Below are 21,872 nucleotides of genomic sequence, written 5' to 3'. Positions count from 1 at the left end.
CTTCTTCCGCTTCGCCGAGAACCGACCGCGCTCCGCCGTCCTGTCCTGCTTCTGCTTCTTCACATCCACCTCACGAGGGGGAGGCTATCCCCCAGAAAGGTGTCTCAGGAAATACTGGGGCGGAGGATGGCCCAGGTGTTGCTGAGCGAAGTAGTTGATGGAGATCGCGGTCGCGACGAGCGCGCTGGTTGCCGGGAAGGGATGTTGCAGGCCGTGCGGAGTCCAGCAGCGAGCCGGATTCTGGCGCGCCACGCTGCGTGAGGTAGTCCGTGGGGCTCTGAGAGGACGGGGCGCGGCGGTGTTCGCCAGCTCGCGTGAGAGAAAGGTGACCTGGAGCGTGCGCCAACACGCTCACAGGTCGAGCGCCCCGCTCGACGTGTGAGAGAGAAGCGAGGCACCCAAGGAGTCGTACGGACGCGCGTCGGCGTCAAGTCCTGGGCGGCACAGATGCCGTCCGTGTCGGCGGTACGCCCGGCGAGCTGCGCCGCTTGCGGCGCGGCGAGCCGCCCTGTGGGAGCGCCTCTGGGGCTTCATGGGCATGGCAGCCGGAGCCGCCAGGTGCGAGGGCCGCTGGACGCTGGCGCGTCGCCCGTGCTCGTGGAGCTGCGCGTGCGACGCTACCGCTGCCGTGGGTGCGGCGCGTCGCAGACGGTAGTGCCCGCGGAGGTGCTGGCCAGGAAGCTCTATTCGCTCGCGGCCCTCGCCTGGGCGCTCGCCCTATGGGGCCTCGAGTCGCTGCCGGCGGCGGCGGTGCGCAGGCGCGTGAGTCCGTGGGAGGTGGTGGGGCCAGGGAGCGCTGGGCGCTGGGATGCCCTCTGCCGCTGGGCCGGGGAGGCCAGGCGCGGGAGGCTCCTGTGCTGCGTGCGGCCGGCGCCCGCGGACTGGACGGCACGGGCGGTGGCCGCACGAGCGGCGACGACAGTCGCCGCCTTTGCGCTCCCGGCGACGGGACCGCCCTCGCTGTCCGCCTGTGCATTCCGGGGAGCCGAGCGCGCTCGCGGAGGGACTCGCTCCCAGGCCCTCGGCTCGCCCCGCTTTAGAAGTCCGTCCCATCCGACACCCCCCGTCCTCGAAAGCCTGCCTCCGGCGGGACGGTAGGCGTCTGCTCTCCCAAGAGGCCCATGCCGGGCTGAGGGGGGGACGGGAAGTCCGCGCAAAATGAAGAGCCTCACCCCGAAGTCCCACGCCGAGGCGGTGGCGGTGTTCCGCCACGGCGTCATCGGCGCCCTCACCCAGGCGCAGATGGACCGAGGCCAGCTCGCCTCGGCGCTCGAGTCCCTCGCCCAGCAGCGCTTCGTGCCTCCGGGCGCCAAGGCGAGCCACTGCTACTCAGCGGCCACGCTCGAGCGCTGGTACTACGCGTACAAGAAACGCGGCCTCTCAGGCCTCGCCCCGCGCGGACGCAGCGACAAGGGCCGCGCCCAGCAGCTCTCGGCGGCCCAGCGCGAGCTGCTGCTCGACATCCGGCGGGAGTACCCGTCCGCGTCCGTGACGCTCATCCTGCGCACGCTCGTCACCGATGGCCGGCTCGAGAAGGACGCCGTCTCGGCGACGACGGTGCGCCGCCTCTTCGCGCAAGCAGGACTCGACCGCGTCGGGATGCGCGACGGCAGCGGCACGAAGACGCGCCTGCGCTGGCAGGCCGAGCGCCCCATGGCCCTGTGGCACGCGGACGTGTGTCACGGGCCTGGCCTCACCGTCGGGGGCAAGTCGCTGCCCTTGCGCATCCACGCGCTGCTGGACGACGCGAGTCGGTACGTCGTGGCGCTGGAGGCCCACCACACCGAGCGCGAGGTGGACATGCTTGGCCTCATGGTGCGCGCCCTGCGCAAGCACGGTCCGCCGGACGCTCTCTACCTGGACAATGGCGCCACGTACCGGGGCGAGACGCTCGCCACCGCGTGCGCTCGCATCGGCACGTCGCTCTTGCACGCGCGGCCCTACGACGCCCCCGCCCGCGGGAAGATGGAGCGCTTCTGGCGCACACTGCGCGAGGGCTGTCTCGACTTCCTCGGGCCCGTCGCCTCGCTGCACGACGTCAATGTCCGCCTCTGCGCCTTCCTCGACGCGCACTACCACGTCACGTCGCACGCTGCCCTCATGGGCGCGACACCGAAAACCGTCTTCGAGGCCGCGCCCCGGGCGCCCGATGGCTTCGACGAGGCGAAGCTGCGCGAGGCCCTCACCACCCGCATCCGCCGGCGCGTGCGGCGCGACACCACCGTCGCTGTCGATGGCGCCGACTACGAGCTCGACGCAGGCCACCTCGCCGGGCGCCTCGTGCACCTGTGCCGCTGCCTTGTCGACCTGGGCGAGACTCCCTGGGCCGAATTCGAGGGCAAGCGCTACACCCTCCACCCAGTCGACGCGGTGAAGAACGCGCGCCGCAAGAGGCCGCTGCGTCGGCCTCCCCTCCACGACGAGACGTACCGGCCGCACCCCGCGTTTGACCCGCCCCGCGCGCTCCTCGACCGCGCCGTCGGGCGTCCTCCTCGGCATCGCGATGCAGGTGAGTCATGACGCCCGCCTACGTCACCCACTTCGGCTTCTCCGAGGCGCCCTTCTCCAAGGAGATTGCCGACGCGGACCTCTGGCTGCCGGCCTCCAAGACGGACCTCGTCGAGGACCTCTGCGAAGCCGTCCGCGAGCGGCAGAGCGTCATGCTGGTGGGCGAGCCCGGCGTCGGCAAGACGTGCGTCCTGCGCGCGCTCCGCCACCGGCTCCCCCAGGCGGGCTTCCGCCTCACCTACTGTCACAACGCCACGCTGGGCCGCCGCGACTTCTACCGCCAGCTGTGTCTTGCCCTCGGGCTCACACCGTCCGCCACCGCGGCCTCGGTCTTCTACGCCGTGTCCAGCCACGTGGAGGACCTCGGTCGCGAGCGCGTCCACCCCGTCTTCCTCCTCGACGAGGCGCACCTTCTCCACCAGGACGTGCTCGACCACCTCCACATCCTCCTCAACTACCAGTGGGACTCGAAAGCGCTCCTCTCCCTCATCCTCGTCGGCCTGCCCGAGCTCGACTCGCGGCTCGCGATGCGCCGCAACCGCAGCCTCGCCTCCCGCCTCGCACGCCGCCTCACCATCGACGCGCTTGGGCCCGATGACACCGCGGAGTACCTCCGCCTGCGTCTGAAGAACGCGGGCTGCGAGCGAGAGCTCTTCGCCTCCGACGCGATGGCGATGCTCCACGAGGCCGCCTCCGGCGCTCACCGCGACATCGACCGGCTCGCGACCACTGCGCTTCGCGAGGCCGCGCGTCGCAAGAAAAAGCTCGTCGAGCGCGACGTACTCGCACGCGTCCTCGACACCGACGCCGCCGCTCTGTAGGCCGGTCCCATCACCGAGCGCGCTCGCTGACGCTCGCGCTCGGTGATGCCCATCAACCAGGCGGATCGCTCGTCCATCAACCAGCTCGCCTCGCAACACCAGGACGTGCGCGACATCAAGGCGGAGCTGCGCGTGGTGAGCGAGCACGGCGCGACGCTGAAGCTGCTCGACCAGCGCCTCCGCGCCTTCGAGGACTGGATGGGCGCCGCGCGGCCACAGCTGCACCAAGTGGTGAACCACGTCACGCTGCTGATGGGGGAGCGCACCTCTCGGCAGCTCCAGCACGCTGCCAACGTGGTGGCCAAGGACGCGGGTTCTGGCCACTCATAAGGCGCGTGTGTCTATTTACTTGTTGGAAGCCTGCGTTCGACTCTTTGTTTGTCAATGAGGAGTGATAGATGAATGCTGACTATGAGAGCGATCATGCAACTGATGAATCTGTCTCGCGGTGCTTCGCTTTTGGCGCTTTTGGCGCTTTTGGCTGCCTCGGCGTTTAGCGGCAATGGTAATTCCTTGATGCGATTTACAATCGGGGGAGAGGCGAGTGATGCCTCTTCTTTGAGGTGGGCGAACTCGTTTCTTGTTTTTCTAAGCAGGCCAATGGCATTATATGTTTCCCTAGTTATGAGTCCGAGGGCAAAGCATGCCTTGGAGCGAGAAGAAAAGGTTCCAAGCGGCTTGTCCGTTCCGAGCAGTTCGTCCGCAATTTTTACGTCATCGACGAAGAATGCCCGGAGAATTTTCTCCAGCTCCTCGTCAATGTAGGCGGCAATAACCAGAACACACCCTCGGTCGGTTTCCGCTTCAACCGATTTTTGAAGTATGCCGAGATCCCTGGAAGCCATTTCTTTTAGCGCATCTTTATCGCTTATGCGCGGCGGGGTTTGTTTGGCTTTCCCGGTCTCTTTGTGCTTGTTGCTGGTTTTGGGCGATTTCATTGGCGTGGTGTGGCATGTGTGGCGTGGGTCGAGCCAATATAAGTCCAGGCGCTCGCTTAAACCAACTCCGACCCTTCTCCGGGGAACACCTCGCAGTCCCCGGAGCCCGCCTTGCCCGTCATCACCTCGCAGCGCGCCGCCTTCCTCTCACTTGCCCTTGCGCAGATGCACTCGCCCTACCGCTGGAACGCGAAGGGGCAGCGATTAGCGGCTGACGGCCCACGCCTCTTCGACTGCTCCGGGCTGGTGACGTGGTGCCTGCACCAGGTGGGCGGTCCTGACTGGCGTGGGACGCACAACACGGACCGGCTGTGGACTGCATGCCAGCCAGTGTCGAGCGTGGCGGACCTGCTGCCCGGGGACCTGGTGCTGTACGGCAAGGCCGGCGACCCGGAGCACGTGATGGTGCACGTGGGCGCGGGCGTGGTGGGGGCGCCTCCGGTGGCGACCGCACGATGCTCACCCTCGCGGACGCGGCGCGCGCGGACGCGAAGGTGAAGGCCTTCTCGCGCCCGGAGTACCGGCCCGACATCCTCGGCTTCCGGCGCCCGCCCTTCATCTCCTGACACGGCCGGCGCCCCTTCCTCCTGGTGCAGCTCACCCGTCGCACCAGGAGCAACACCGCATGACGACCGCCACCCGTACACCCCGCCCCCCGAAGTCCTGACCTCCGCCGAGAAGTCGCTGGCCCAGGCCCGCCCCGACGAGATCGGCCGCGCCGCCGTGCTCTACACCGTCTACTGCGGCGTCACCGGCGGGCGTTCGGCGGTGACGGGCGTCGAGGCGATCAACACCCCGGTCGCGTCCGGGGTGCCGCCCGTCCAGAAGCCCAGCCCCGGGCGCATCGTCCTCTACTGCCTCGGTGACGAGGGCGGCACCCGGAAGGGCGAGGTGCGGCCGGCCGTCGTCGTGGCCTTGCGCGCGCCGGACCCGATGGCGCCGAACCTCCAGGTCCTGGGCGATGGGCCGAACGACGACTTCACCGCAGCTGGCGGGCACGGTGGCGAGCACACCTGGAGCGGCACGGTGCCCTTCGGAGTCTCGGACAAGCCCGGCACCTGGTTCTGGCCGCCTCGCGTGTGAGCCGCCCCTTCTTCGTGGTGCAGCTCAACTCCCATCCCAGCAGGAGCAGCACCATGAAGAAGTCCCTCACGCTGACCGCCGCCCTCGCGGTCATCCTCACCGCGCCCGTGGCGGGGGTGGTGCGCCGCCAGCGTGCGGCCGCGCCCCGGGATGCGCAGCCGCGTCCGGCGGGGCAGGGTGCCCAGCTTGGCCTGGCGCTCACCCGCGCGGAGCCCCAGCATCCCTCGGCCTGGGGGGCGTAGCCGTGCCCACCATCGTCGCGGTGAAGGCGGGCACGTGCACCGCTGCCGGGTGCGGCGGGCGGATCCTCAAGGGCGAGTACGTGGAGTACTCCGCCGCCACCGGCACGCGGCACCTGGAGTGCGCGGGCGCGGAGCAGGGCAGGCGGCCCAACCTCAAGGCGGGGCAGTGCCGGTGCGGCGCCTCGGTGGCCCTGCGCGAGGGCTCCCTCCAGCTGAAGGAGACGTCGCGCGGGCGCCGCTTCCGGAAGCAGTGGCTGGTGCTGTGCTCGCGGTGCTGTGGGGCCCAGTAAAGAATTCGCCACCCTGTAGAGAATCGCCGGGCCCGTAGAGAAGTGGAGGCGCTCGTCTAACGCGTCCTCTGGCGGAGGGGTGGTCTGACAGTCATCCGCACTTTCCGCCCGAAAATGACAGTGATGGGCGCTGGACGTCTGGCATGCGCACCTCAATCCCTGATGAGATGTTGGGTGCCGTCAATCAACCTGGGAGGGAATGATGAACCGCACTGCAAAGAAGGCCGGGCTGACGCTGCTTGCCGCCGTGACTGGTGCTGTCGTGTCGTTCGGGGCCACGCTGGCCTTTGCTTCCGACGCTGGGTACTCGACGCCGTGTGACCCGGTCGAATGCAACAGCACCTGCCAAGCCTTAGGCCACTTGGGTGGCCAGTGCTCCCGCAACAAGCAGTGCAACTGCTACGAGTGACGTTCCGTCTGCCTTGAGCCTGTTCCGGCAGGCGCCGTGGCCGCCGAAGTGTTGGCGGCCCGGCGCAACAGGGCGCGTGGCGGCTACGCGATGAGCGCCGGCAGTTCGTCCCCCGCCTTCGGAAGCAGCTCCAGCACGTCTCCCGCCTTCGGGTTGAAGCTGGCGCTCGGGAAGCCGATGAAGACGGGCAGCTCCGCGGTGGGCTCCACGCTCGTCACCTCGGCCACCGCGTCGGTGCCCTGGACGCGCACGGTGCCCCCTCGGTTGCCCTCGCGCAGATGCATTCGCCCTACCGCTGAGGGGCGAAGGGCCAGAGTGCAGCGGCGGACGGACCTCGCCTCTTCGACTGCTCCGGGCTGGTGGCGTGGTGCCTGCACCAGGTGGGCGGGCCGGACTGGCGCGCGACGCACAACACGGACCGGCTGTGGGACGCGTGCTAGCCGGTGGCGAGCGTGGCGGACCTCCAGCCCGGGGACCTCGTGCTGTACGTAAAGGCGGGCGACCCGGACCGCGTCATGGTGCACGTGGGTGCGGGCGTGGTGATGGGTGCCTCCGGGGACGGCAGCGCGACGCGCACGCTAGAGGACGCGGCGCGCGCCGGGGCCTGCGTGAAGGCCGTCGCGCACGAGGAGTACCGGCCCGACATCTTCGGCTTCCGGTGCCTGCCGTTCGTCTCCTGACGCGGCCGGCGCCCCTTCCTCCTGGGGCAGTTCACCCGACGCACCAGGAGCCGCGCCGCATGACCACCGCCACCCCGTACACCCCGCCTGCTGAGATCATCTTCGCCGCCAACCAGCGGCTGGAGACAGCCACCCTCGGACACATCGCCCTCGCCGCCGTGCTCTACGGCACCTACTGCGGCGTCACCGGCGGGCGCTCTGCCGTGACGGGCGCCGAGCTGCCCCCGTTCGAGAAATGCCCTGTGCTCGTGCGCGCCGGCTGGCTCGCGGTCGCCAGGAGATCAACACCCCGGTCGCTTCCGTGAAGGGCGCCCCGGTGGGTCCGCCCGGCCAGAAGCCGTCCATCGGCCGCGCCGTCCACTTCCAGCACGGGACGACCACGTGCGCTGCGGACATTCTCGCCGTCAACCCGGACGGCACCGTGGCGCTCCTCGTGAAGCCGCCCAACGAGCATCCCTTCACCACCGACAACGTGGAGCAGGCGCCCACCGAGGCGCCTGAGCCCGCGAAGTGGAACTGGATGCCGCGCGTCTGAGCCGCCCCTTCTTCGTGGTGCTTTCCAACCCCTGGCAGGACCAGCACCATGAAGAAGCGCATCATCCTGGCCGCGATCGTCACGTCCGTCCTCACCGCGCCCGTGGCCCTGGCGCAGGCGTCCACCGGCAACAGCGGCGGCATCCTCGACGCGCTGCTCCCCCCGCCAACGTGGGCGTTGCCCTGGGTGTCATCGTGGGCGGCATCGGCCTCTTCGCGGGCGGAACGTAGCTCTCCACCCAGCGCAAGCAGCGCATCGCGCTGGGCGCCTACCACGCCTTTCACGTCGTGGAGGACATCGCCGCCGAGGACCCGGCGGACAACGGCTGGGACAAGGCCGCGCGCGGGCTCCAGGTCATCGACGCGTGGCTGGTGGCCCAGGGCTGGCGTCCGCTGAAGCCCGGCGAGCAGGAGCTGGTGAAGCTGGAGTTCAAGTCGCTGCACGGCGAGGAGAAGGTGCAGGAGCAGGCCCTCTCCGCGCTGGGTGCCATCGCCGCGAAGTTGGCACTGGAGGCCACGGCGGTCCCTACGACGCCCTGCGGGTAGCAGTCGCCGCGGGGCTGTCTCGGGTGCTGTCGGACGTGCCGGTGCGGATCGGTTACCTGGAGGCCTCCGCCGGGGCGTCGTCCCTCACGGGCGCGTACGCGCGCTTGGAGGGCGGGGCGCGGCTCCGGGAGAACCTGGGCCTCTTCGCTTTCGTGGAGGCCAACCCGCGCGAGCGGATGGCCGGCGCGGGCATGCGGTGGACGTTCGGCTGGTGAAGCACAGCGGCTCGCCCTGAATGCCCAGGGCGGGCTGCTGTATCTGCTACTCAGGCACCTCTTCGGTCCCGATTGGGCACGCTCCGGTGGGTGCGCAAACATAGTCGTATAAGCCCTTCCGGCAGCAGGCCAAGCCACCGCTACAGGCATAGGGATCGGCGCAATTGACGGTGCTCCTGATGGCGTCCTCCTGCGAGCCGCGGGAAGCGTCGGACTCGGCCTCCTCAACATTTCCACCACATCCCGCCATCAGTCCGACTGCCATCAATCCGGCAATGATTGCCATTTGCATGCATTTCTCCTAGTTTGGGTGTTTGCACTGCCTCGCCATGATAGCGCTGCCAATGATGGTGGGACAACGGACACCCTTCTTAGGGGAACACTTCGCAGTCCCCGGAACCCGCCGTGCCCATTGCCTCGCGGCCTGGCCCGGCGGTCCTGGGCTACGGACCTGCGGGCCAGGCGCCCTCGCCAGCACAGCCGGGCTGAGCCTGACCACCGCGGTCCCCTCGATGCCCTACGGGTAGCCGTCGCCACGAGGCTGTCGCGGGTGCTGAGCGACGTGCCGGTGCGGACCGGCTACCTGGAGGCCCAGGTGGGCGTCTCCTCCCTCACGGGTGCCTACGCGCGCCTGGAGGGTGGGGCGCGGCTCCGGGACAATCTGGGCCTCTTCGGCTTCGCGGAGGACAATTCCTGGCATCCATTGGAAATTGTCAGATTGTTGCCTGGGTGTCGTTACGGGGCGACATAAACACCCCACAGGCAAGAGCCGCCGTTAGGTGCACAGTGATACATGGTCTCGGTTGGATACCAACCCATGCAGCAGTACTGCGTCGCCGGGCAACCCGTGGGCGTAGGCATGTTGTCAAAGTCGCAGATTGGTCTGCAAACATTCCCAGCACAAGTGTCACCACTCCCACAGTCGTACTGAGTGACACAGTATTGGAGCGCTTGTTCTTCGACACCAATAGGTCCTTGCCGAGCGGTCGCCCCATCTTCCATGCCACAGCCAATCCCAAAAAACACCATCGCCAACGCCAGTTTGCTACGAGAACAAATCATAGATATATCCTCACGATTCGGCCCAGCACCGCCAAGTCAATGGCGATTGGCAAGTGCCTTGCAAATGCCGATGTCTTGCAGTGTTGATTATGCCCCAGGCATCTCGTGACTTGAGAGCGCATCCGGATGAGCGGTGGTCGTACGGCATTCAACCAAGCCCTACAGATGTCGCAACGACAGCTCCAATACGCTGTGTGCCTGGCTGACCACCCTCGGGCAGAGCACCTGCAGTTCGAGCGCGCCGGACGGTCGGGCGCGGGGGAGGCCGGCGCGGCGGAGTTGGGCCGTGAGCGCCTCCACCCGAGCCCAGGCCTCACGGGACGGGCGCAGCCCGTCGATGCGTACGGTGCTCCCCGCGGGCGCACGCCGCCGCTCCGGGGGGGCTTCGTCTTGTCGTGGGAGGGCACGGGGCGGACTTCGCACGCGCAGGGCAGGGGAGCCAAAGGACGGAGCGTGGCTGCTCTCCAATGGCTGGTGCCCGGTGAAGCCCTGGGGGCAGGAGGCCGCGAAGCTGGAGTTCAAGTCCATGCACGGCGCGCAGAAGGCGGAGGAAAAGGTGCGCGCCGAGGCGCTTCAGCGAGCGCTGGGTGTCATCTGCAGCACCGTCGCGCTGGACCCGTTCGCCGCGGTGGCGGTGGCGTCGGTCCCTTGGATGCCCCGCGGCGTGAAGTCGCCGCGGGGCTGTCGCGGGCGCTGAGCGACGTGCCGGTTCGGACCGGCTACCTGGAAGCCCAGGCTGGCGTCTCCTCTCTCACGGGCGCGTACGCGCGCCTGAAGGGTGGGGCGCGGCTCCGGGGACAACCTGGGCCTCTTCGGCTTCGCCGTGGCCCACGCCCGCAAGCGGATGGCCGGCGAGGGCATGCGGTGGACGTTCGGCTGGTGAAGCACGGCGGTCCGCCTCGGACTCTCGGGGCGGGCCGCTGAAGCCGTTCTGCCAATGTCAGCCCTCGACGCACTCTACTTGGCCAGTTTTTGGACCACGAGGGACGCAGAAAGTCCCATAGGGGCAGAACCCGTTGTTCGCACACGGGTCCTCCAGAATTTGCTGCGTAGGTCCTGCCTGGGTGTTGCTCGAAGGCTCAATCGCGACCTCCGCAGCGCTCTCTCCTTCCGGCATGTCCTCATACCCACCACAGCCCATCAACATCCCGACTGCCATCAGTCCGCCAAAGATTGCCGCTCGCATCCGATTCTCCTCTCAGTGGAACTGAGTGAGTATAGCGCGGCATTCACTCCGGGGATTTCTGCTCGTGATGTTGCCCGCGTCACGTCCGTGCCGGTGACACGATAAACCCCTGCGCCTCATGGACGGGCAGGGTGTCCTGGTGGGCGATGGCTCCGGCCGCGTCCAGCCAGGCTCCCCAGGTGGCGCAGTGGTAGTCGCGACAGCCACCAGCCAGGACCTGGGCGGCCACCTCCGGGTGCAGCACGAGTAGTTCGAGCGCGCCGGACGGACGGGCGCGCGAGATGCCGGCGCGGCGGAGCTGGGCCGTGAGCGCCTCCACCCGAGCCCAGGCCTCACGGGACGGGCGCAGCCCGTCGATGCGCACGGTGGTGCCTACAGGCGCGCGGCGCCGGGTCGGGGGCGGGTTGCGGTAGCTGTCGCCTTCGATGGCGAGGACGTGGGAGTGGTGGAGGAGCCGGTCCATGGCGGCGCTGGCCATCAGCGGGTCGCCGAAGAGGGGCGGCCACTCCTCAATGCCGCGGTTGGAGGAGATGACGGTGCTTTTGCGCTCGTACCGTCGGCGGACGACTTCGTAGAGATCCGCGGGCTCATCCTGCGTGAGGCCGCGCAGGCCGAGGTCATCGATGATGAGCAGCTCGGGCGAGGTGAAGCGCAAGAGGCGCTTCTCGTTGCTGCCGTCGCCTCGGGCGGCCCGCAGCTGAAGCAGTAGCTCGTGGGCGCCGAGGTTGTGAGCGCTGCAGCCGGCACGGCAGGCGCGGTGGCCGAGGGCCTGGGCCAGGTGGGACTTGCCGACGCCCGTGGGGCCGACGATGAGGACGTTGTCGTGGCGCTCCAGGAAGCTGCACGTGCCCAGCTCCAGCACCTTGGCCTTGGGGACGCTGGGGTTGAAGTGGAAGTCGAAGTCCTTGAGCGTCCTTGCGTGCTCAAAGGCGGTGCGGCGCACGCGCTGGGACAGCTGCCTGGAGTCGCGCCGGCCGCTTCCGGAAGCAGCGGCTGGTGTTGTGCGCGCGGTGGGGGGGAGCGCCCGTCAGTCCAGGTCCTTCAACTCCATCTCCGCCAGTTCGCGGTAGAGCGGTACCACCTCCACGGCGAGCAGGTCCTCCAGGAGCTTCCGCGCGCCGGCCTTGTCGCCGGCGCAAGCAAGATCCCGTGCCCTCATCTCCGTGAGCGACAGGCGGATGGATCCGTCTCGGATGCGGACCCAGGCGTCACGCAGCAGGGCAGTAGCTGTCCCCACGTCCTTGATGGCTGCCTGTGCATCGGGGTCTGGTATCCCCACCTCATGAGCTGTGCGCAGCAGCACCCCGCGCACCTGCGGGGTAAGCGTCAACGCTTCTCCCGCGTCCACACGCGCGACCAGCGCTCGCACCGGATCCCAGTCGATGTCCTCGGACATGCTCAGTCGTTTCCTGTTTTTCGACGGCACTTGTCACGTGGCCAGTTTCCATTCTGCCCCTCGCAGTACCGGAAGCAGTCGTAGCACTGTCCCCGCCATTCCTCTTCCTTGCATCTGACGTAGGTCTCCATGCAGGAGCGCTTCCACTCCGGCAGGTCTGTCCGGGCCAGCTCCATGGCCACTTTGGCGGCGAAGAGGATTTCCTCCGCCTCCAGTTTCGTGGCGCCACAGCGCTCCGGTGAGCCCGGGTGCGTCTTCACGCAGCAGCTCACCGTGGAGTCCCTGGGAGTGCACGGCGCCTGCGCTAGGGTCACCGGGGCGCGGCTGGCCTGGGCGTGCGCTGTGCCGCTACTGCCTGTCGTCGCCAGGGCGAGCGCGAGGACCGCCAGCGTGCTCCATGAGAGGGCGTTCCGCTTGTTCATGCATGGCGGTCTATCCGGTTTTATGTCGCCAACGCATCCTCCTTGAGAGGGAGGCCTGGGGCCGCACGTACAGGCGGGCCTCAAGGGCGACTTCTATGCGATGAAGGCGGGGAACTCGTCGCCCGGCTTCGGCACCAGTTCCAGCACGTCCCCGGCCTTCGGGGCGAAGGCCTCGCCCGGGAAGCCGATGAAGAAGGGCATCTCCGCCGTGGGCTCCACGGACGTCAGCTCCGCCTCGGCCCGGCCAATCACACCACGCGGCGGCTTCAGCACGCCGCCAACGTGGTGGTCACCAGGGACCGCAGGCCTACATCACTTACACTGCGAGATGCAGAATGCACGGTAGGACGTGCAGTAGTACGGGTCGCCGCCGCCGTAATAGCACTGGTAGTACTTCGCGTCGCAGGCGTCGGTGCAGGGACTGGGCACCGCCATCTCGACGATGCGGTTCGCTTCCTCCTGGCTCAGGTCCTCCGGCGCTTCGACTCCGCCACAGCCGGCCAGCAGTCCCACCGACATCAGCCCTGCAATGATTGCCGCTCGCATTTGCGTCTCCGGGTCTCGAAGGTTTGTACCGCCTTGCAAGAATAGCCCTGCCAATGGCGCCAAAGCCAGTCACGCTCCTGCTCCGGGCCCTGGCAGTCCTGACAGACCCTCCATGCGGAGGACGACGCGGTGCGCTGTCTATCGCTCCCTGGGCCCCTGCAATGCCTGCCTCAAGAACGTGCGCCAGTCCTCCAGCAACTGGGGCGACACGTCGTGGCCCACTCCTGGATAGGTCCTCACGTCGATGGGGACGCCCATCGCCTTCAACGCCTCCACTCTCGTGTGCGTCTGCTGCGCCTTGATGATGGGGTCCACCTCCCCCTGGAGCACGAACACCTGACCCGTCTTCGGTAGGGATTGCGCGGGGTCTCCCAGCAGACGCGAACCCATGGGCACCGCCACATCCACCAGCTCCGGGTGACGGATGGCGAGCATCCACGCGAGGTCGCCTCCGTAGGAAAACCCCGTCACGGCGACACGGCGGATTTCAGGATGGGCGCGGCGGACCTCCTGGATGAGCTCCGCGAGTTGACCCGCCACCCGCTCCACATCCGCTGTCTTCTCGGGCCAGCCCTTCTGTTCGTGCTCGACGGGGAACCACGTGAAGCCCTCCCGGTGGGGCCTGAAGCCACGCGGCGCCAGCACCCGCACGGCGGTGCCCAGGGCTTGGACGTGCTCATCCCAGAATTCAGGTGTGGATCCGGAGTAGTGCAGGGCCACGAGCAGCGCCTCCGGCTCCGACGCTCCCAGGGTGTATGTCTTGTAGGTGAGCGGTCGCGCATCTCCTGCGACAAGGGTTCCAGGCCGCGCGCTGGCACACGCCGCCCCCAGCATCGATAGGAGGAGAAACACCACGGAATTGAGACACTTCATGAGTCCTCCCTCGAAAGCTGATGCCGAGGAATGCGTGCCGTCCATCCCTGGCGCCTGCCTCCGGTGTGGAGGCAGGCGCAGGGGACGGGGTGAAGCGCCCCCGTCAACGGCTCAAGGCAGCGGCGACAGCTGGATGTTGTCGAAGTTCGTATCCCAGCCGTTCGACGTCGCCAGGGTGACGGACGAGCAGCTGCCCAGCCAGTTCGTCACGACGTGGGTTACCTGCCCCGGCGTCAGGGGGAAGGTGCGCGTGGGCTGGTTGAAGCAGCTCAGGGTGAGCGTCGCGCCCGCGTCCCAGGTGAAGGCGTCGAGGCCGACGACGGTCCGCTCCCCGTAGATGAGGAGCTCCCCCTGGTTCACACCCCCGCCGTTGAACGAGACACTCTTCGTGGTGAACCCGCCCCAGGGCGACGCGAGGTACCACTTGTTCTGCACGAAGTAGAAGGGGCCGCGGGGGCCGGTGATGGCCTCATCCGCGCCATCGAAGCCATCGAAGGTGACCAGGTTCGTCGCGGCGCCAATGGGGATCGTCAGCGTGCTGGTGTTGTTGCCCGGGACGTTGTCCGTCTCGGAGGCCGTGACGGTCGCCTGGAACTGGAACGTCCCGGAGACCGAAGGCACCAGCGTCATCTGAACGACGGCGCTCTGGCCGGCGGGCAGGCTCGTGATGTCGCAGTGCATGTTGTCGCTGGTGTAGTAGCCGCAGGTGCCCACCGACGCGGTCGGATAGAAGGTGAAGGGCGCGAGTCCGGCGGGAACGGGAACGTCGAGCGTGAGGTTGGTGGCCGCCCTCGTGCCGTGGTTCGTCACCGTGATGTCATAGAAGAGCGCTTCGCCCCGGACGCCCGACCCGGCGGGGAAGGCATGCTGCACGGACAGGTCGACCGGGGACGCGTTGCCCGTGGCGGGCACGAAGGCGACGTCCACCCAGAAGTTGGCGTTGTAGTACGTGTCCGTGGGGAAGGCGCTGCCATTGAGATGGCGCACGCCGTTGCCGCCGGCCGTGACCGAGGACGGCGCGTGCAGGGGCGGCATGTCCACGCCCGCGCTGCTGAAGTAGTTGGCCGTGATGCCGTAGTAGCCCCCGGGCGCGAAGTACGACACGACATAGGTCGTATTCGCGGCGAGGCTCACCGGCGTCGGGAACGCCAGCTCGCGCCAGCCGAAGCCGCTCTCCACGGGCGCCTGCACGGTGGTGCCCAGCAGCGTACCGGTGGCGCTCCACAGGTGGCCCACGGCCGGGGGGGTGTCCATGCCGCTCTTGTAGTAGCGGACCTTCGTCACCGTGCCCGCGACGTCCGAGTGGAACTTCAGGCCCACCTCGGTCGGCGTGGCGTCCCCGTTGATGCCATGCGGGTCGCCCGTCACCACGTTCCAGAAGCTGCAGGGATTGCAGCTGGTGCTCGCGAGCGTGGTGGCGGTGACGGTGGCGGACGCGGGCCCCACGTTGCCGGCGGCGTCACGGCCGCGCACGGTGTAGGAATACGCGGTGGCGGGCGTCAGGCCGGTGTCGCGGTAGCTCGTGGTAGTGCCGGGCAGCTCCGCGATGAGCTGGCTGCCCCGGTACACCAGGTGCGCGCGCGCGTTGCCCTGCGTCTCGCCCGAGCCGTCCACGGAGGCGTACCAGGTCAGGTCGATGGCGGTGGACGAGTTGGGCGTCGCCACCACGTTGGTGGGTGCGCGCGGGGGCGTGGTGTCATTGGGCTGGAAGGCCACGTCCACCCAGTAGTTGCTGGCCTGAAAGCTGTCGGTGGGAAAGCCGCTCGTGCCGTAGCGATAGAGGCCGTTGCCCGCGCCCGTCGCGTTCGCCGCCGCGTGCAGGGGCGGCGCGTCCAGCGCGGAGGCGAAGCCGTTGCTCGTCACCGCGTAGTGCCCCGCGGGCGCGTGGTACGACACGACGTAGTTCGTGTCCGCCGTGATGTTCACCGGCGTGGCGAAGCGCACCTCCTGCCAGCCCGAGGCCGTCTCACCCTGGAAGGTGGCGGTGGCCAGCAGCGACCCCGACGCGGACCACAGGCTGCCGGTGTGCGTGCCCGTGTTGCCCGCACCCTTGTAGAAGCGCACGCCCTTGAGCTGCCCGGGCGCGTCGCTGCGGAAGCGCATGCCCAGCTCCACCGCGGCGCTGTCGTTCGCGGCCGCTACGGCCGGCACCGCGGAGGCGCCGAAGAGGGAGCGCTCACCCGTCAGCAGCGGCTGCGCGGCCTCCTCGGTGCGCGGTGCCTCCGGGTTCGCCGGTTGCGAGGGACCACAACCCGCCTGGACCCAGGTGAAACCCACGACCAACGTCGTGACCCATCGTGATGCATGTCGAAGCACTTCGGACTCCTTGAGGGGGAAAGACTGGCGATGGGATCTCACACTGCCGGTTGAGGAGTCGAGCATTTCAGGAAAAGTGGATGTTTCCAGGTTTGTGCCCGCGGAGGAGCCCCGTGGGATGCGGGTGGACGAGGCCCGTTCCCCAGCGCCCCGCCGAGGCCCCGGGAAGGGCCCTGGAAGGGCCTTGGAACGGGCCTCCGGAGGCCCCGCTCCATGTCAGACCCCCCGGGTACTCTTCTTCATGTCGCAGCCAGGAACGAACGAGGGGGTTCAAGCGCCATGAGCACGTCTGTGATTGATAATCGCGTCGAGGTCGTCTTCAGCTTTGACACCACGGGCAGCATGTATCCGTGCCTCGCGCAGGTGCGCAAGAAGCTGGGGAACGCGGTGGCCCGGCTCACGAAGGAGATCCCGGGCATCCGCATCGGCATCATCGCGCACGGCGACTACTGTGACGCGGGGTCCACCTATGTGACGAAGGCGCTGGACCTCACGGACGACGCGAAGGCCATCACGCGCTTCGTGGAGAAGGTGGGGCAGACGGGCGGCGGTGACGCGCCCGAGTGCTATGAGCTGGTGTTGCACGAGGCGCGAAGCCTGTCGTGGACGGAAGGCTACACGAAGGCGTTCGTGCTCATCGGGGACGACGTCCCGCATGGGCCGGCCCAGAATCCCAAGAAGCTGGACTGGCGCAAGGAGGTGGCGGCGCTGGGCGCGAAGGGCGTGCCGGTGTACGGGGTGCAGGCGCTGAACCGCCGCCACGCGACGGCGTTCTACAAGGAGCTGGCGGAGAAGTCGGGCGGCTTCCACCTGAGCCTGGATCAGTTCGCCCACATCACCGACATGCTGCTGGCCGTCTGCTACAAGCAGTCCTCGGACGCGCAGCTCCAGGCGTACGAAGCGGAGGTGTCTCGCGAAGGCCGCATGAGCCGTGGGTTGAACAGCATGTTCAACACGATGCTCAAGCGGGCCACGTCCACGCTCTTCGGTGAGACGGACCTGCGGGCGGTGCCGTCCGGGCGCTTCCAGGTCCTGGAAGTGGATGGAGACTGCGCCATCAAGGAGTTCGTGACGGAGAACGGCCTGGGCTTCAAGACGGGGCGCGGCTTCTACGAGTTCACCAAGACGGAGACCATCCAGGGCCGCAAGGAAGTGGTGCTGATGGACCGCAAGACGGGCGACCTCTACAGCGGTGAGCGGGCGCGGGAGATGCTCGGCCTGCCGCCGGGCGAGACGGTGCGCATCCGGCCCGCGAGCCTGGAGAAGTACGTCGTCTTCGTCCAGAGCACGTCCGCCAACCGGAAGCTGCGCGGGGGCACGAAGTTCCTCTACGAGGTGGAGGACTGGGACGGGGCGCGCGGGCTCGAGGCGGCCTGAGCGGAAGCCCGCCACCCAGGCCGCGAGGGGGCGTCCGGTGACGCCCCGGCGACGACCGGTGGGGCAGCGCCGGGCGGACGGGTTGGCGGCAGGCGGGGGCGCCACCATCGTTGACGGGGGAAGGACTCATGCGCTTCCCGGACCCATGGCTCGCCTGCACGACAGCCCGGAGGATCCGACCCTGGGCGGGGCTCCGCCAGGGCACAGCCACATCCTCGAGTCCATCTTCGCCAGCATGGGAGAAGGCGTCCTCGTGGCGAACGAGCACCAGCGCCTGATGCTCATGAACCCGATGGCGGAGCAGATCCTGGGCAGGGTGGCGACGGACGTGCCCGTCGCCCAGTGGCCGGAGCACTTCGGGCTCTACCTGCCGGACCAGGTGACGCTCCATCCCGCGGAGTCCCTGCCCATGGCGCGGGCCCTCCGTGGTGAAGCCGTCGTCCGCGCGGAGCTCTTCCTGCGCAACGCCGAGCGGCCGGCGGGGGCCTGGCTGCTCGTGAACTCAAGGCCCGTCCGCGACGAGGCCGGCAGGCTTCGCGGCGGAGTGTCCATCTTCACCGACGTCACCGAGCACAAGCGGGTGGACGCGGCGATGCGCACCGGGTGGGAGAAGTACCGCTCGCTCTACAACAACACCCCCGTGATGATGCACTCCATTGACCAGCACGGGCGGCTCATCAGCGTCAGTGATCGCTGGTTGAACAGGCTGGGCTATGCGCGCGAGGAGGTGCTCGGGCACGACTCGGTGGAGTTCCTGACGCCCGAGTCCCGGCGGTACGCCCGCGAGGTCGTCCTCCCCACGTACTTCAAGACGGGGAGCTGCTGGGACGTGCCCTACCAGCTCGTGAAGAAGGACGGACAGCGCATGGACGTGCTCCTGTCCGCCATCGCGGAGAAGGACGCCTCCGGCACGGTGGTGCGCTCGCTCGCGGTGCTCATCGACGTGACCGAGCGGAAGCGGGCGGAGGAGGCGCTCCTGGAGAGCGAGCGGCGGCTGCGCGCCATCCTGGACAACGCGCCCACGGTGTTCTTCCTGCTGGATACGCGGGAGCGCTTCATCTTCGTGAACCGCGAGTGGGAGCGGCTCTTCCACCGCACCCGGCAAGAGGTCGCCGGGCGGACCTCCTTCGATGTCTTTCCCCGGGAGATCGCCGAGGCCCTGCACCGGACCAATGAGGGCGTCCTGCGGACCGGCGCCTCCGTGGAACTGGAGGAGAGGGTCTTGCACGACGACGGAATCCACGTCCACCTCACGCAGAAGTTCCCGCTCATCGACGCCAACGGCGCGGCCTATGCGCTCTGCGGCATCGCCACCGACATCACCGCGCGCAAGCGGATGGAGCTCTCGCAGCGCTTCCTGTCCGAGGCGGGCCGCGAGCTGGTGACCTCGCTCGACTACGAGACCACGCTCCAGCGCGTCGCCGAGCTGGCGGTGCCCGTGCTGGCGGACCTGTGTGTCGTCTTCGTGAGGGCGGACGGGGACAGGTTCCTGCGGCCGGTGGCGGTGGCGGACAGCTCGCCGGCCCGCGCCGTGGATGTGCGGGAGTTCCTCCGGCTCCACCCGCCTGTCTCGGAGGGGCTCCACGGCCCCGCCCGGGTCCTGTCCACCGGAAGGTCGGAGGCCTCCGGCCACTCGCGGGGCCTGCTGGACCCCGCGGCGCTGGAGGAGGAGCGGTGGGCGGTGGTGCGGACGCTCGAGGGACGGCCCTCGCTGGGCGTGCCCCTCCAGACGCGGGGCCGCACCCTGGGCGTGCTGTTCCTCGTGTCCCCCAGGCCAGGGCAGGCGTATGCGACGGAGGAGCTGGCGCTGACGGAGGAGCTGGGCCGGCGGGCCGCCGCCTCCATCGACAATGCCCAGCTCTACTGCTCGGCGCAGGAGTCCATCCGCGCGCGGGATGAGTTCCTGTCCATCGCCTCTCATGAGCTGAAGACCCCGCTGACCTCCATGAAGCTGCGCGTGCAGCAGCTGGAGTCCGTCCTCACCGCCGACCGTCCGCTGCCCACCGAGAAGGTGTCGCGGATGCTGGAGGTGTTCGGCTCGCAGCTCCAGCGGCTGTCGGAGCTGGTGGAGCACCTGCTCGACGTCACGCGCATCAACGAGCAGCGGCTGGACCTGCACCTGGAGTCCATGGACCTGGTGGCGGTCGCCCGGGGCGTGGCCAGCCACCTCGCGGAGCAGCTCGAGAAGACGGGCTGCGAGTTCGCGCTGGTGGCCCCGGAGCCGGTGTGGGGGCGGTGGGACCGACTGCGGATGGAGCAGGTCATGTTCAACCTGCTGACCAACGCGATGAAGTACGGCGCGGGGCGGGCCATCCGGATGGAGGTGGGACTCCACGAAGGAAAGGCGCGGCTCCTCGTGGAGGACCACGGCATGGGCATCCCCAGGGAGGCCCAGGACCGCATCTTCGAGCGCTTCGAGCGCGCCGCCTCGCGCAACTACGGCGGGCTGGGGTTGGGGCTCTTCATCACGCGGCAGATTGTCCAGGCGCACGGCGGAAGCATCTCCGTGGAGAGCACGCCGGGACTGGGCTCGAGGTTCGTCGTGGAGCTGTCGCCAGGCCCTGCGGAGAACTGCTGAGGCCTGCTGTATTCCCCCTTCTGCCTCGAGGTGCACCGCGCGCTGCGGTACGAGCGCCTGGCTTGCGCGGGTGGACGAGACCACGAGCGCACCACGGGCCGCGCCCGTGCTTGCCGTGGCTTGAGCACGGGTTGCCTTTTACTCGCAGTGAATCCGGCTAAGACTGGTATTTCGGTGTATAATAGTTTAATGTGTCTTCCGTGGTAGGTGGGCCTTGGGTCCGCCAAGCCCCTGCCATGCAGCGGACGCACCCCGCTTGAACATCCAAAAAAGGTGCAGAGGAGACACCATGAAGAACGTCTTGAAGCTTGCCGCCGCGCTTGCAGTGTTGGCGACCGCCGTCGGCTGTGGAGCGCCGCAGGAGGCGGCCACCGAGCCGCAGCAGCTGCCCCCGGGCGCGTCCGCGCCGGTCATTCCCGCGGAGTACATCAAGAGCCAGGGCCAGGACGTCAGCGCGGGCGGCCTGTGCTGCTGGGGGCACTGCAACAACTCGAACGCCTTCGTGAAGGTCAACGTCACCGTGAACTGTCGGGACCGGATCGTCGAGTCCTGTCACAACGCGGGTCTGGCCTTCAATCCGAACGGCGACGCGTGGTGGGGCACCTGCCCGTAATCCGGGTCGTCAGGTCCCTTCACGCCTGAGTCCTCAGCGCATGCAGGGACGCCGGAAGCCGCGGATGCATGCGGCTTCCGGCTTCGTCGTTTTGACCCGGTGGGGGTTCGCGTGGCTTAGATTGCGGTGGGACGGGTCCGGAGGGACGACGCCATGGGCTGCTGCCACTACCCCGCTGTCGGTGAAGGCTGTGACAGCGCCTTCACCGTGGACACCTCACGCATCACCTTCGGGCGGGGCTGTCTGTCGGAGGTGGGCGACCGCGCCCGGGCGCTCGGGATGACGCGCGTGGCGCTGTTCTCGGATGCGCGGGTGGCGCGGCTGCCGCACTTCGAGAAGGTCCGCCAGTCGCTCCTCGCCGCCGGGCTGGACGTGGCCGTGTACACGGATGTGCACGTCGAGCCCACGGACCAGTCCTTCCTGGATGCGGCGCGGTTCGCCTCGGAGCTCCGGCCGGACGGCTATGTCTCCCTGGGCGGGGGCTCGGTCATCGACACCTGCAAGGCGGCGAACCTCTACGCCACGCATCCGGCGGACTTCCTGGCCTACGTCAACGCGCCGGTGGGGGAGGGGCGCCCGGTGCCCGGTCCGCTCAAGCCGCACCTCGCGTGTCCCACCACGTCGGGGACGGGCAGCGAGGTGACGGGCATCACCATCTTCGACCTGCTCTCGATGGCGGCGAAGACGGGCATCGCGTCACCGGCGCTGCGGCCCACCGAGGCGCTAATCGATCCGGACTGCACCGCCACGCTGCCCGGCGAGGTGGTGGCCGCCAGCGGGCTGGACGTGCTGTCCCACGCGCTGGAGTCCTATACGGCGCGGCCGTACGTGCGCCGTCCCGCGCCAGCGCGCCCGAGCCTGCGGCCCATGAGCCAGGGCGCGAACCCCTGGAGCGACCTGGGTTGCCGCGAGGCGCTGCGGCTGATGGGCCTGTACCTGGAGCGCGGCGTGAAGGACGCGCAGGACGCCGAGGCCCGCGAGCAGTTGATGTGGGCGGCCACGCTCGCGGGCATCGCGTTCGGCAACGCGGGCGTGCACGCGCCGCACGGCATGGCCTACGCCGTGGCCGGGCGGGTGCGCGACTTCCGGCCGTCGGGCTATCCGGACGACGAAGCGCTCGTGCCGCATGGCATGGCCGTCATCGTCAACGCCCCGGCCGTGTTCCGCTACACGGCCCCGGCGAGCCCCGAGCGCCACCTGGAGGCCGCGGGCCACCTGGGCGCGGATGTGCGTGGGG

Annotated in this window: 25 protein-coding genes and 1 pseudogene; 17 read left to right on the top strand and 9 right to left on the bottom strand. The window is 68.7% G+C overall.

Going from position 1 to position 21,872, the window contains the following annotated elements; translation table 11 throughout:
- The first annotated feature begins 1,158 nt into the window (after window positions 1-1,158).
- From D7V93_RS11745 to D7V93_RS11735, 3 genes are read left to right on the top strand one after another with little or no spacing between them, the layout of a single operon-like run.
- Entirely contained in the window at window positions 1,159-2,520 is a 1,362-nt protein-coding gene (locus D7V93_RS11745) for a DDE-type integrase/transposase/recombinase (protein ID WP_244237250.1), read from the top strand.
- Window positions 2,517-3,329, top strand: a complete 813-nt coding sequence (locus tag D7V93_RS11740; RefSeq protein ID WP_120643487.1) for an ExeA family protein — start codon at window positions 2,517-2,519, stop codon at window positions 3,327-3,329. Before D7V93_RS11745 ends, D7V93_RS11740 begins: the two co-directional genes overlap by 4 nt.
- 45 nt (window positions 3,330-3,374) lie before the next feature.
- Window positions 3,375-3,659: a hypothetical protein gene (locus D7V93_RS11735; RefSeq protein WP_208722988.1), complete on the top strand. Its 285-nt coding sequence runs from the start codon at window positions 3,375-3,377 to the stop codon at window positions 3,657-3,659.
- A gap of 11 nt (window positions 3,660-3,670) precedes the next feature.
- On the opposite strand, the gene D7V93_RS11730 is transcribed toward D7V93_RS11735, so the two are convergent.
- Window positions 3,671-4,267: an MltR family transcriptional regulator gene (locus D7V93_RS11730; RefSeq protein ID WP_120643486.1), complete on the bottom strand. Its 597-nt coding sequence runs from the start codon at window positions 4,265-4,267 to the stop codon at window positions 3,671-3,673.
- A 111-nt stretch (window positions 4,268-4,378) separates the two neighbouring features.
- Here D7V93_RS11730 and D7V93_RS11725 point away from each other — a divergent pair, with 111 nt between their 5' ends.
- The 4 genes from D7V93_RS11725 (at window position 4,379) to D7V93_RS11710 (ending at window position 5,882) form a co-directional block, all read left to right on the top strand.
- Window positions 4,379-4,765: a C40 family peptidase gene (locus D7V93_RS11725; RefSeq protein WP_244237249.1), complete on the top strand. Its 387-nt coding sequence runs from the start codon at window positions 4,379-4,381 to the stop codon at window positions 4,763-4,765.
- Window positions 4,766-4,990: 225 nt separating this feature from the next.
- Window positions 4,991-5,350 (top strand): hypothetical protein, encoded by a 360-nt coding sequence (locus D7V93_RS11720; RefSeq protein WP_120643485.1) that lies wholly within the window; start codon window positions 4,991-4,993, stop codon window positions 5,348-5,350.
- Window positions 5,351-5,403: 53 nt separating this feature from the next.
- Window positions 5,404-5,592, top strand: a complete 189-nt coding sequence (locus tag D7V93_RS11715; protein WP_147451140.1) for a hypothetical protein — start codon at window positions 5,404-5,406, stop codon at window positions 5,590-5,592.
- Between the two features lie 2 nt (window positions 5,593-5,594).
- Window positions 5,595-5,882, top strand: coding sequence for a hypothetical protein (locus tag D7V93_RS11710; RefSeq protein WP_120643483.1), 288 nt, complete (start codon window positions 5,595-5,597; stop codon window positions 5,880-5,882).
- Between the two features lie 492 nt (window positions 5,883-6,374).
- On the opposite strand, the gene D7V93_RS11705 is transcribed toward D7V93_RS11710, so the two are convergent.
- The gene (locus D7V93_RS11705; protein ID WP_120643482.1) at window positions 6,375-6,575 is read right to left on the bottom strand and encodes a hypothetical protein; all 201 of its coding nucleotides are present in this window, start codon (window positions 6,573-6,575) and stop codon (window positions 6,375-6,377) included.
- Between the two features lie 168 nt (window positions 6,576-6,743).
- On the opposite strand from D7V93_RS11705, the gene D7V93_RS46570 reads away from it, so the two are divergent.
- The 6 genes from D7V93_RS46570 (at window position 6,744) to D7V93_RS44860 (ending at window position 10,025) form a co-directional block, all read left to right on the top strand.
- Window positions 6,744-6,971: a prefoldin domain-containing protein gene (locus D7V93_RS46570; protein ID WP_244237248.1), complete on the top strand. Its 228-nt coding sequence runs from the start codon at window positions 6,744-6,746 to the stop codon at window positions 6,969-6,971.
- A gap of 59 nt (window positions 6,972-7,030) precedes the next feature.
- Window positions 7,031-7,276 (top strand): hypothetical protein, encoded by a 246-nt coding sequence (locus tag D7V93_RS11695; protein WP_120643481.1) that lies wholly within the window; start codon window positions 7,031-7,033, stop codon window positions 7,274-7,276.
- Between the two features lie 11 nt (window positions 7,277-7,287).
- Window positions 7,288-7,506, top strand: a complete 219-nt coding sequence (locus tag D7V93_RS11690) for a hypothetical protein (RefSeq protein WP_147451139.1) — start codon at window positions 7,288-7,290, stop codon at window positions 7,504-7,506.
- Between the two features lie 287 nt (window positions 7,507-7,793).
- Window positions 7,794-8,051: a hypothetical protein gene (locus D7V93_RS46565; protein WP_244237247.1), complete on the top strand. Its 258-nt coding sequence runs from the start codon at window positions 7,794-7,796 to the stop codon at window positions 8,049-8,051.
- 41 nt (window positions 8,052-8,092) lie between these two features.
- Window positions 8,093-8,266: a hypothetical protein gene (locus D7V93_RS11680; protein WP_244237246.1), complete on the top strand. Its 174-nt coding sequence runs from the start codon at window positions 8,093-8,095 to the stop codon at window positions 8,264-8,266.
- A gap of 1,543 nt (window positions 8,267-9,809) precedes the next feature.
- The gene (locus tag D7V93_RS44860) at window positions 9,810-10,025 is read left to right on the top strand and encodes a hypothetical protein (RefSeq protein WP_120643477.1); all 216 of its coding nucleotides are present in this window, start codon (window positions 9,810-9,812) and stop codon (window positions 10,023-10,025) included.
- A gap of 568 nt (window positions 10,026-10,593) precedes the next feature.
- Here D7V93_RS44860 and istB read toward each other — a convergent pair.
- From istB to D7V93_RS11630, 7 genes and pseudogenes are all read right to left on the bottom strand, one after another.
- A pseudogene (gene istB, locus D7V93_RS11655) lies at window positions 10,594-11,478 on the bottom strand (IS21-like element helper ATPase IstB); the annotation flags it as partial.
- A gap of 63 nt (window positions 11,479-11,541) precedes the next feature.
- A complete protein-coding gene (locus D7V93_RS11650; RefSeq protein WP_120643476.1) occupies window positions 11,542-11,910 on the bottom strand; it encodes a DUSAM domain-containing protein in 369 nt (122 codons plus the stop codon).
- A gap of 2 nt (window positions 11,911-11,912) precedes the next feature.
- Window positions 11,913-12,332: a hypothetical protein gene (locus tag D7V93_RS46560; protein ID WP_120643475.1), complete on the bottom strand. Its 420-nt coding sequence runs from the start codon at window positions 12,330-12,332 to the stop codon at window positions 11,913-11,915.
- Between the two features lie 93 nt (window positions 12,333-12,425).
- Window positions 12,426-12,605: a hypothetical protein gene (locus D7V93_RS44415; protein ID WP_147451138.1), complete on the bottom strand. Its 180-nt coding sequence runs from the start codon at window positions 12,603-12,605 to the stop codon at window positions 12,426-12,428.
- Window positions 12,606-12,644: 39 nt separating this feature from the next.
- Window positions 12,645-12,878, bottom strand: a complete 234-nt coding sequence (locus D7V93_RS11640; protein WP_147451137.1) for a hypothetical protein — start codon at window positions 12,876-12,878, stop codon at window positions 12,645-12,647.
- Between the two features lie 138 nt (window positions 12,879-13,016).
- A complete protein-coding gene (locus D7V93_RS11635; protein ID WP_120643473.1) occupies window positions 13,017-13,751 on the bottom strand; it encodes an alpha/beta hydrolase in 735 nt (244 codons plus the stop codon).
- A 111-nt stretch (window positions 13,752-13,862) separates the two neighbouring features.
- The gene (locus tag D7V93_RS11630; protein ID WP_244237244.1) at window positions 13,863-16,028 is read right to left on the bottom strand and encodes a DUF4082 domain-containing protein; all 2,166 of its coding nucleotides are present in this window, start codon (window positions 16,026-16,028) and stop codon (window positions 13,863-13,865) included.
- Window positions 16,029-16,346: 318 nt separating this feature from the next.
- On the opposite strand from D7V93_RS11630, the gene D7V93_RS11625 reads away from it, so the two are divergent.
- The 4 genes from D7V93_RS11625 to D7V93_RS11610 all read left to right on the top strand — a co-directional run.
- Complete coding sequence (locus D7V93_RS11625; RefSeq protein ID WP_120643471.1) at window positions 16,347-17,444, top strand: vWA domain-containing protein; 1,098 nt, start codon at window positions 16,347-16,349, stop codon at window positions 17,442-17,444.
- A gap of 145 nt (window positions 17,445-17,589) precedes the next feature.
- Complete coding sequence (locus tag D7V93_RS11620) at window positions 17,590-20,022, top strand: PAS domain S-box protein (RefSeq protein ID WP_120643470.1); 2,433 nt, start codon at window positions 17,590-17,592, stop codon at window positions 20,020-20,022.
- Between the two features lie 289 nt (window positions 20,023-20,311).
- A complete protein-coding gene (locus D7V93_RS11615; RefSeq protein ID WP_120643469.1) occupies window positions 20,312-20,635 on the top strand; it encodes a hypothetical protein in 324 nt (107 codons plus the stop codon).
- A gap of 153 nt (window positions 20,636-20,788) precedes the next feature.
- Window positions 20,789-21,872: hydroxyacid-oxoacid transhydrogenase (locus tag D7V93_RS11610; protein WP_120643468.1), on the top strand; the 1,084-nt coding region annotated here is incomplete at its 3' end.

It is taken from the genome of Corallococcus llansteffanensis (assembly GCF_003612055.1).
In the GTDB taxonomy this organism is placed as follows: Bacteria; Myxococcota; Myxococcia; order Myxococcales; family Myxococcaceae; genus Corallococcus; species Corallococcus llansteffanensis.
This window is presented reverse-complemented; position numbering and strand designations above follow the sequence as displayed.

Bases quoted from the DNA above. Each gene is read 5' to 3' on its own strand.
- D7V93_RS11745 (WP_244237250.1), top strand. From the start codon at position 1,159: ATGAAGAGCCTCACCCCGAAGTCCCACGCCGAGGCGGTGGCGGTGTTC.
- D7V93_RS11695 (WP_120643481.1), top strand. From the start codon at position 7,031: ATGACCACCGCCACCCCGTACACCCCGCCTGCTGAGATCATCTTCGCC.
- D7V93_RS11620 (WP_120643470.1), top strand. From the start codon at position 17,590: ATGGCTCGCCTGCACGACAGCCCGGAGGATCCGACCCTGGGCGGGGCT.
- D7V93_RS11640 (WP_147451137.1), bottom strand. From the start codon at position 12,878: ATGCGAGCGGCAATCATTGCAGGGCTGATGTCGGTGGGACTGCTGGCC.
- D7V93_RS11705 (WP_120643482.1), bottom strand. From the start codon at position 6,575: ATGCATCTGCGCGAGGGCAACCGAGGGGGCACCGTGCGCGTCCAGGGC.
- D7V93_RS11650 (WP_120643476.1), bottom strand. From the start codon at position 11,910: ATGTCCGAGGACATCGACTGGGATCCGGTGCGAGCGCTGGTCGCGCGT.
- D7V93_RS11625 (WP_120643471.1), top strand. From the start codon at position 16,347: ATGAGCACGTCTGTGATTGATAATCGCGTCGAGGTCGTCTTCAGCTTT.
- D7V93_RS11740 (WP_120643487.1), top strand. From the start codon at position 2,517: ATGACGCCCGCCTACGTCACCCACTTCGGCTTCTCCGAGGCGCCCTTC.
- D7V93_RS11735 (WP_208722988.1), top strand. From the start codon at position 3,375: ATGCCCATCAACCAGGCGGATCGCTCGTCCATCAACCAGCTCGCCTCG.
- D7V93_RS11730 (WP_120643486.1), bottom strand. From the start codon at position 4,267: ATGAAATCGCCCAAAACCAGCAACAAGCACAAAGAGACCGGGAAAGCC.
- D7V93_RS46560 (WP_120643475.1), bottom strand. From the start codon at position 12,332: ATGAACAAGCGGAACGCCCTCTCATGGAGCACGCTGGCGGTCCTCGCG.
- D7V93_RS11615 (WP_120643469.1), top strand. From the start codon at position 20,312: ATGAAGAACGTCTTGAAGCTTGCCGCCGCGCTTGCAGTGTTGGCGACC.
- D7V93_RS11715 (WP_147451140.1), top strand. From the start codon at position 5,404: ATGAAGAAGTCCCTCACGCTGACCGCCGCCCTCGCGGTCATCCTCACC.
- D7V93_RS11635 (WP_120643473.1), bottom strand. From the start codon at position 13,751: ATGAAGTGTCTCAATTCCGTGGTGTTTCTCCTCCTATCGATGCTGGGG.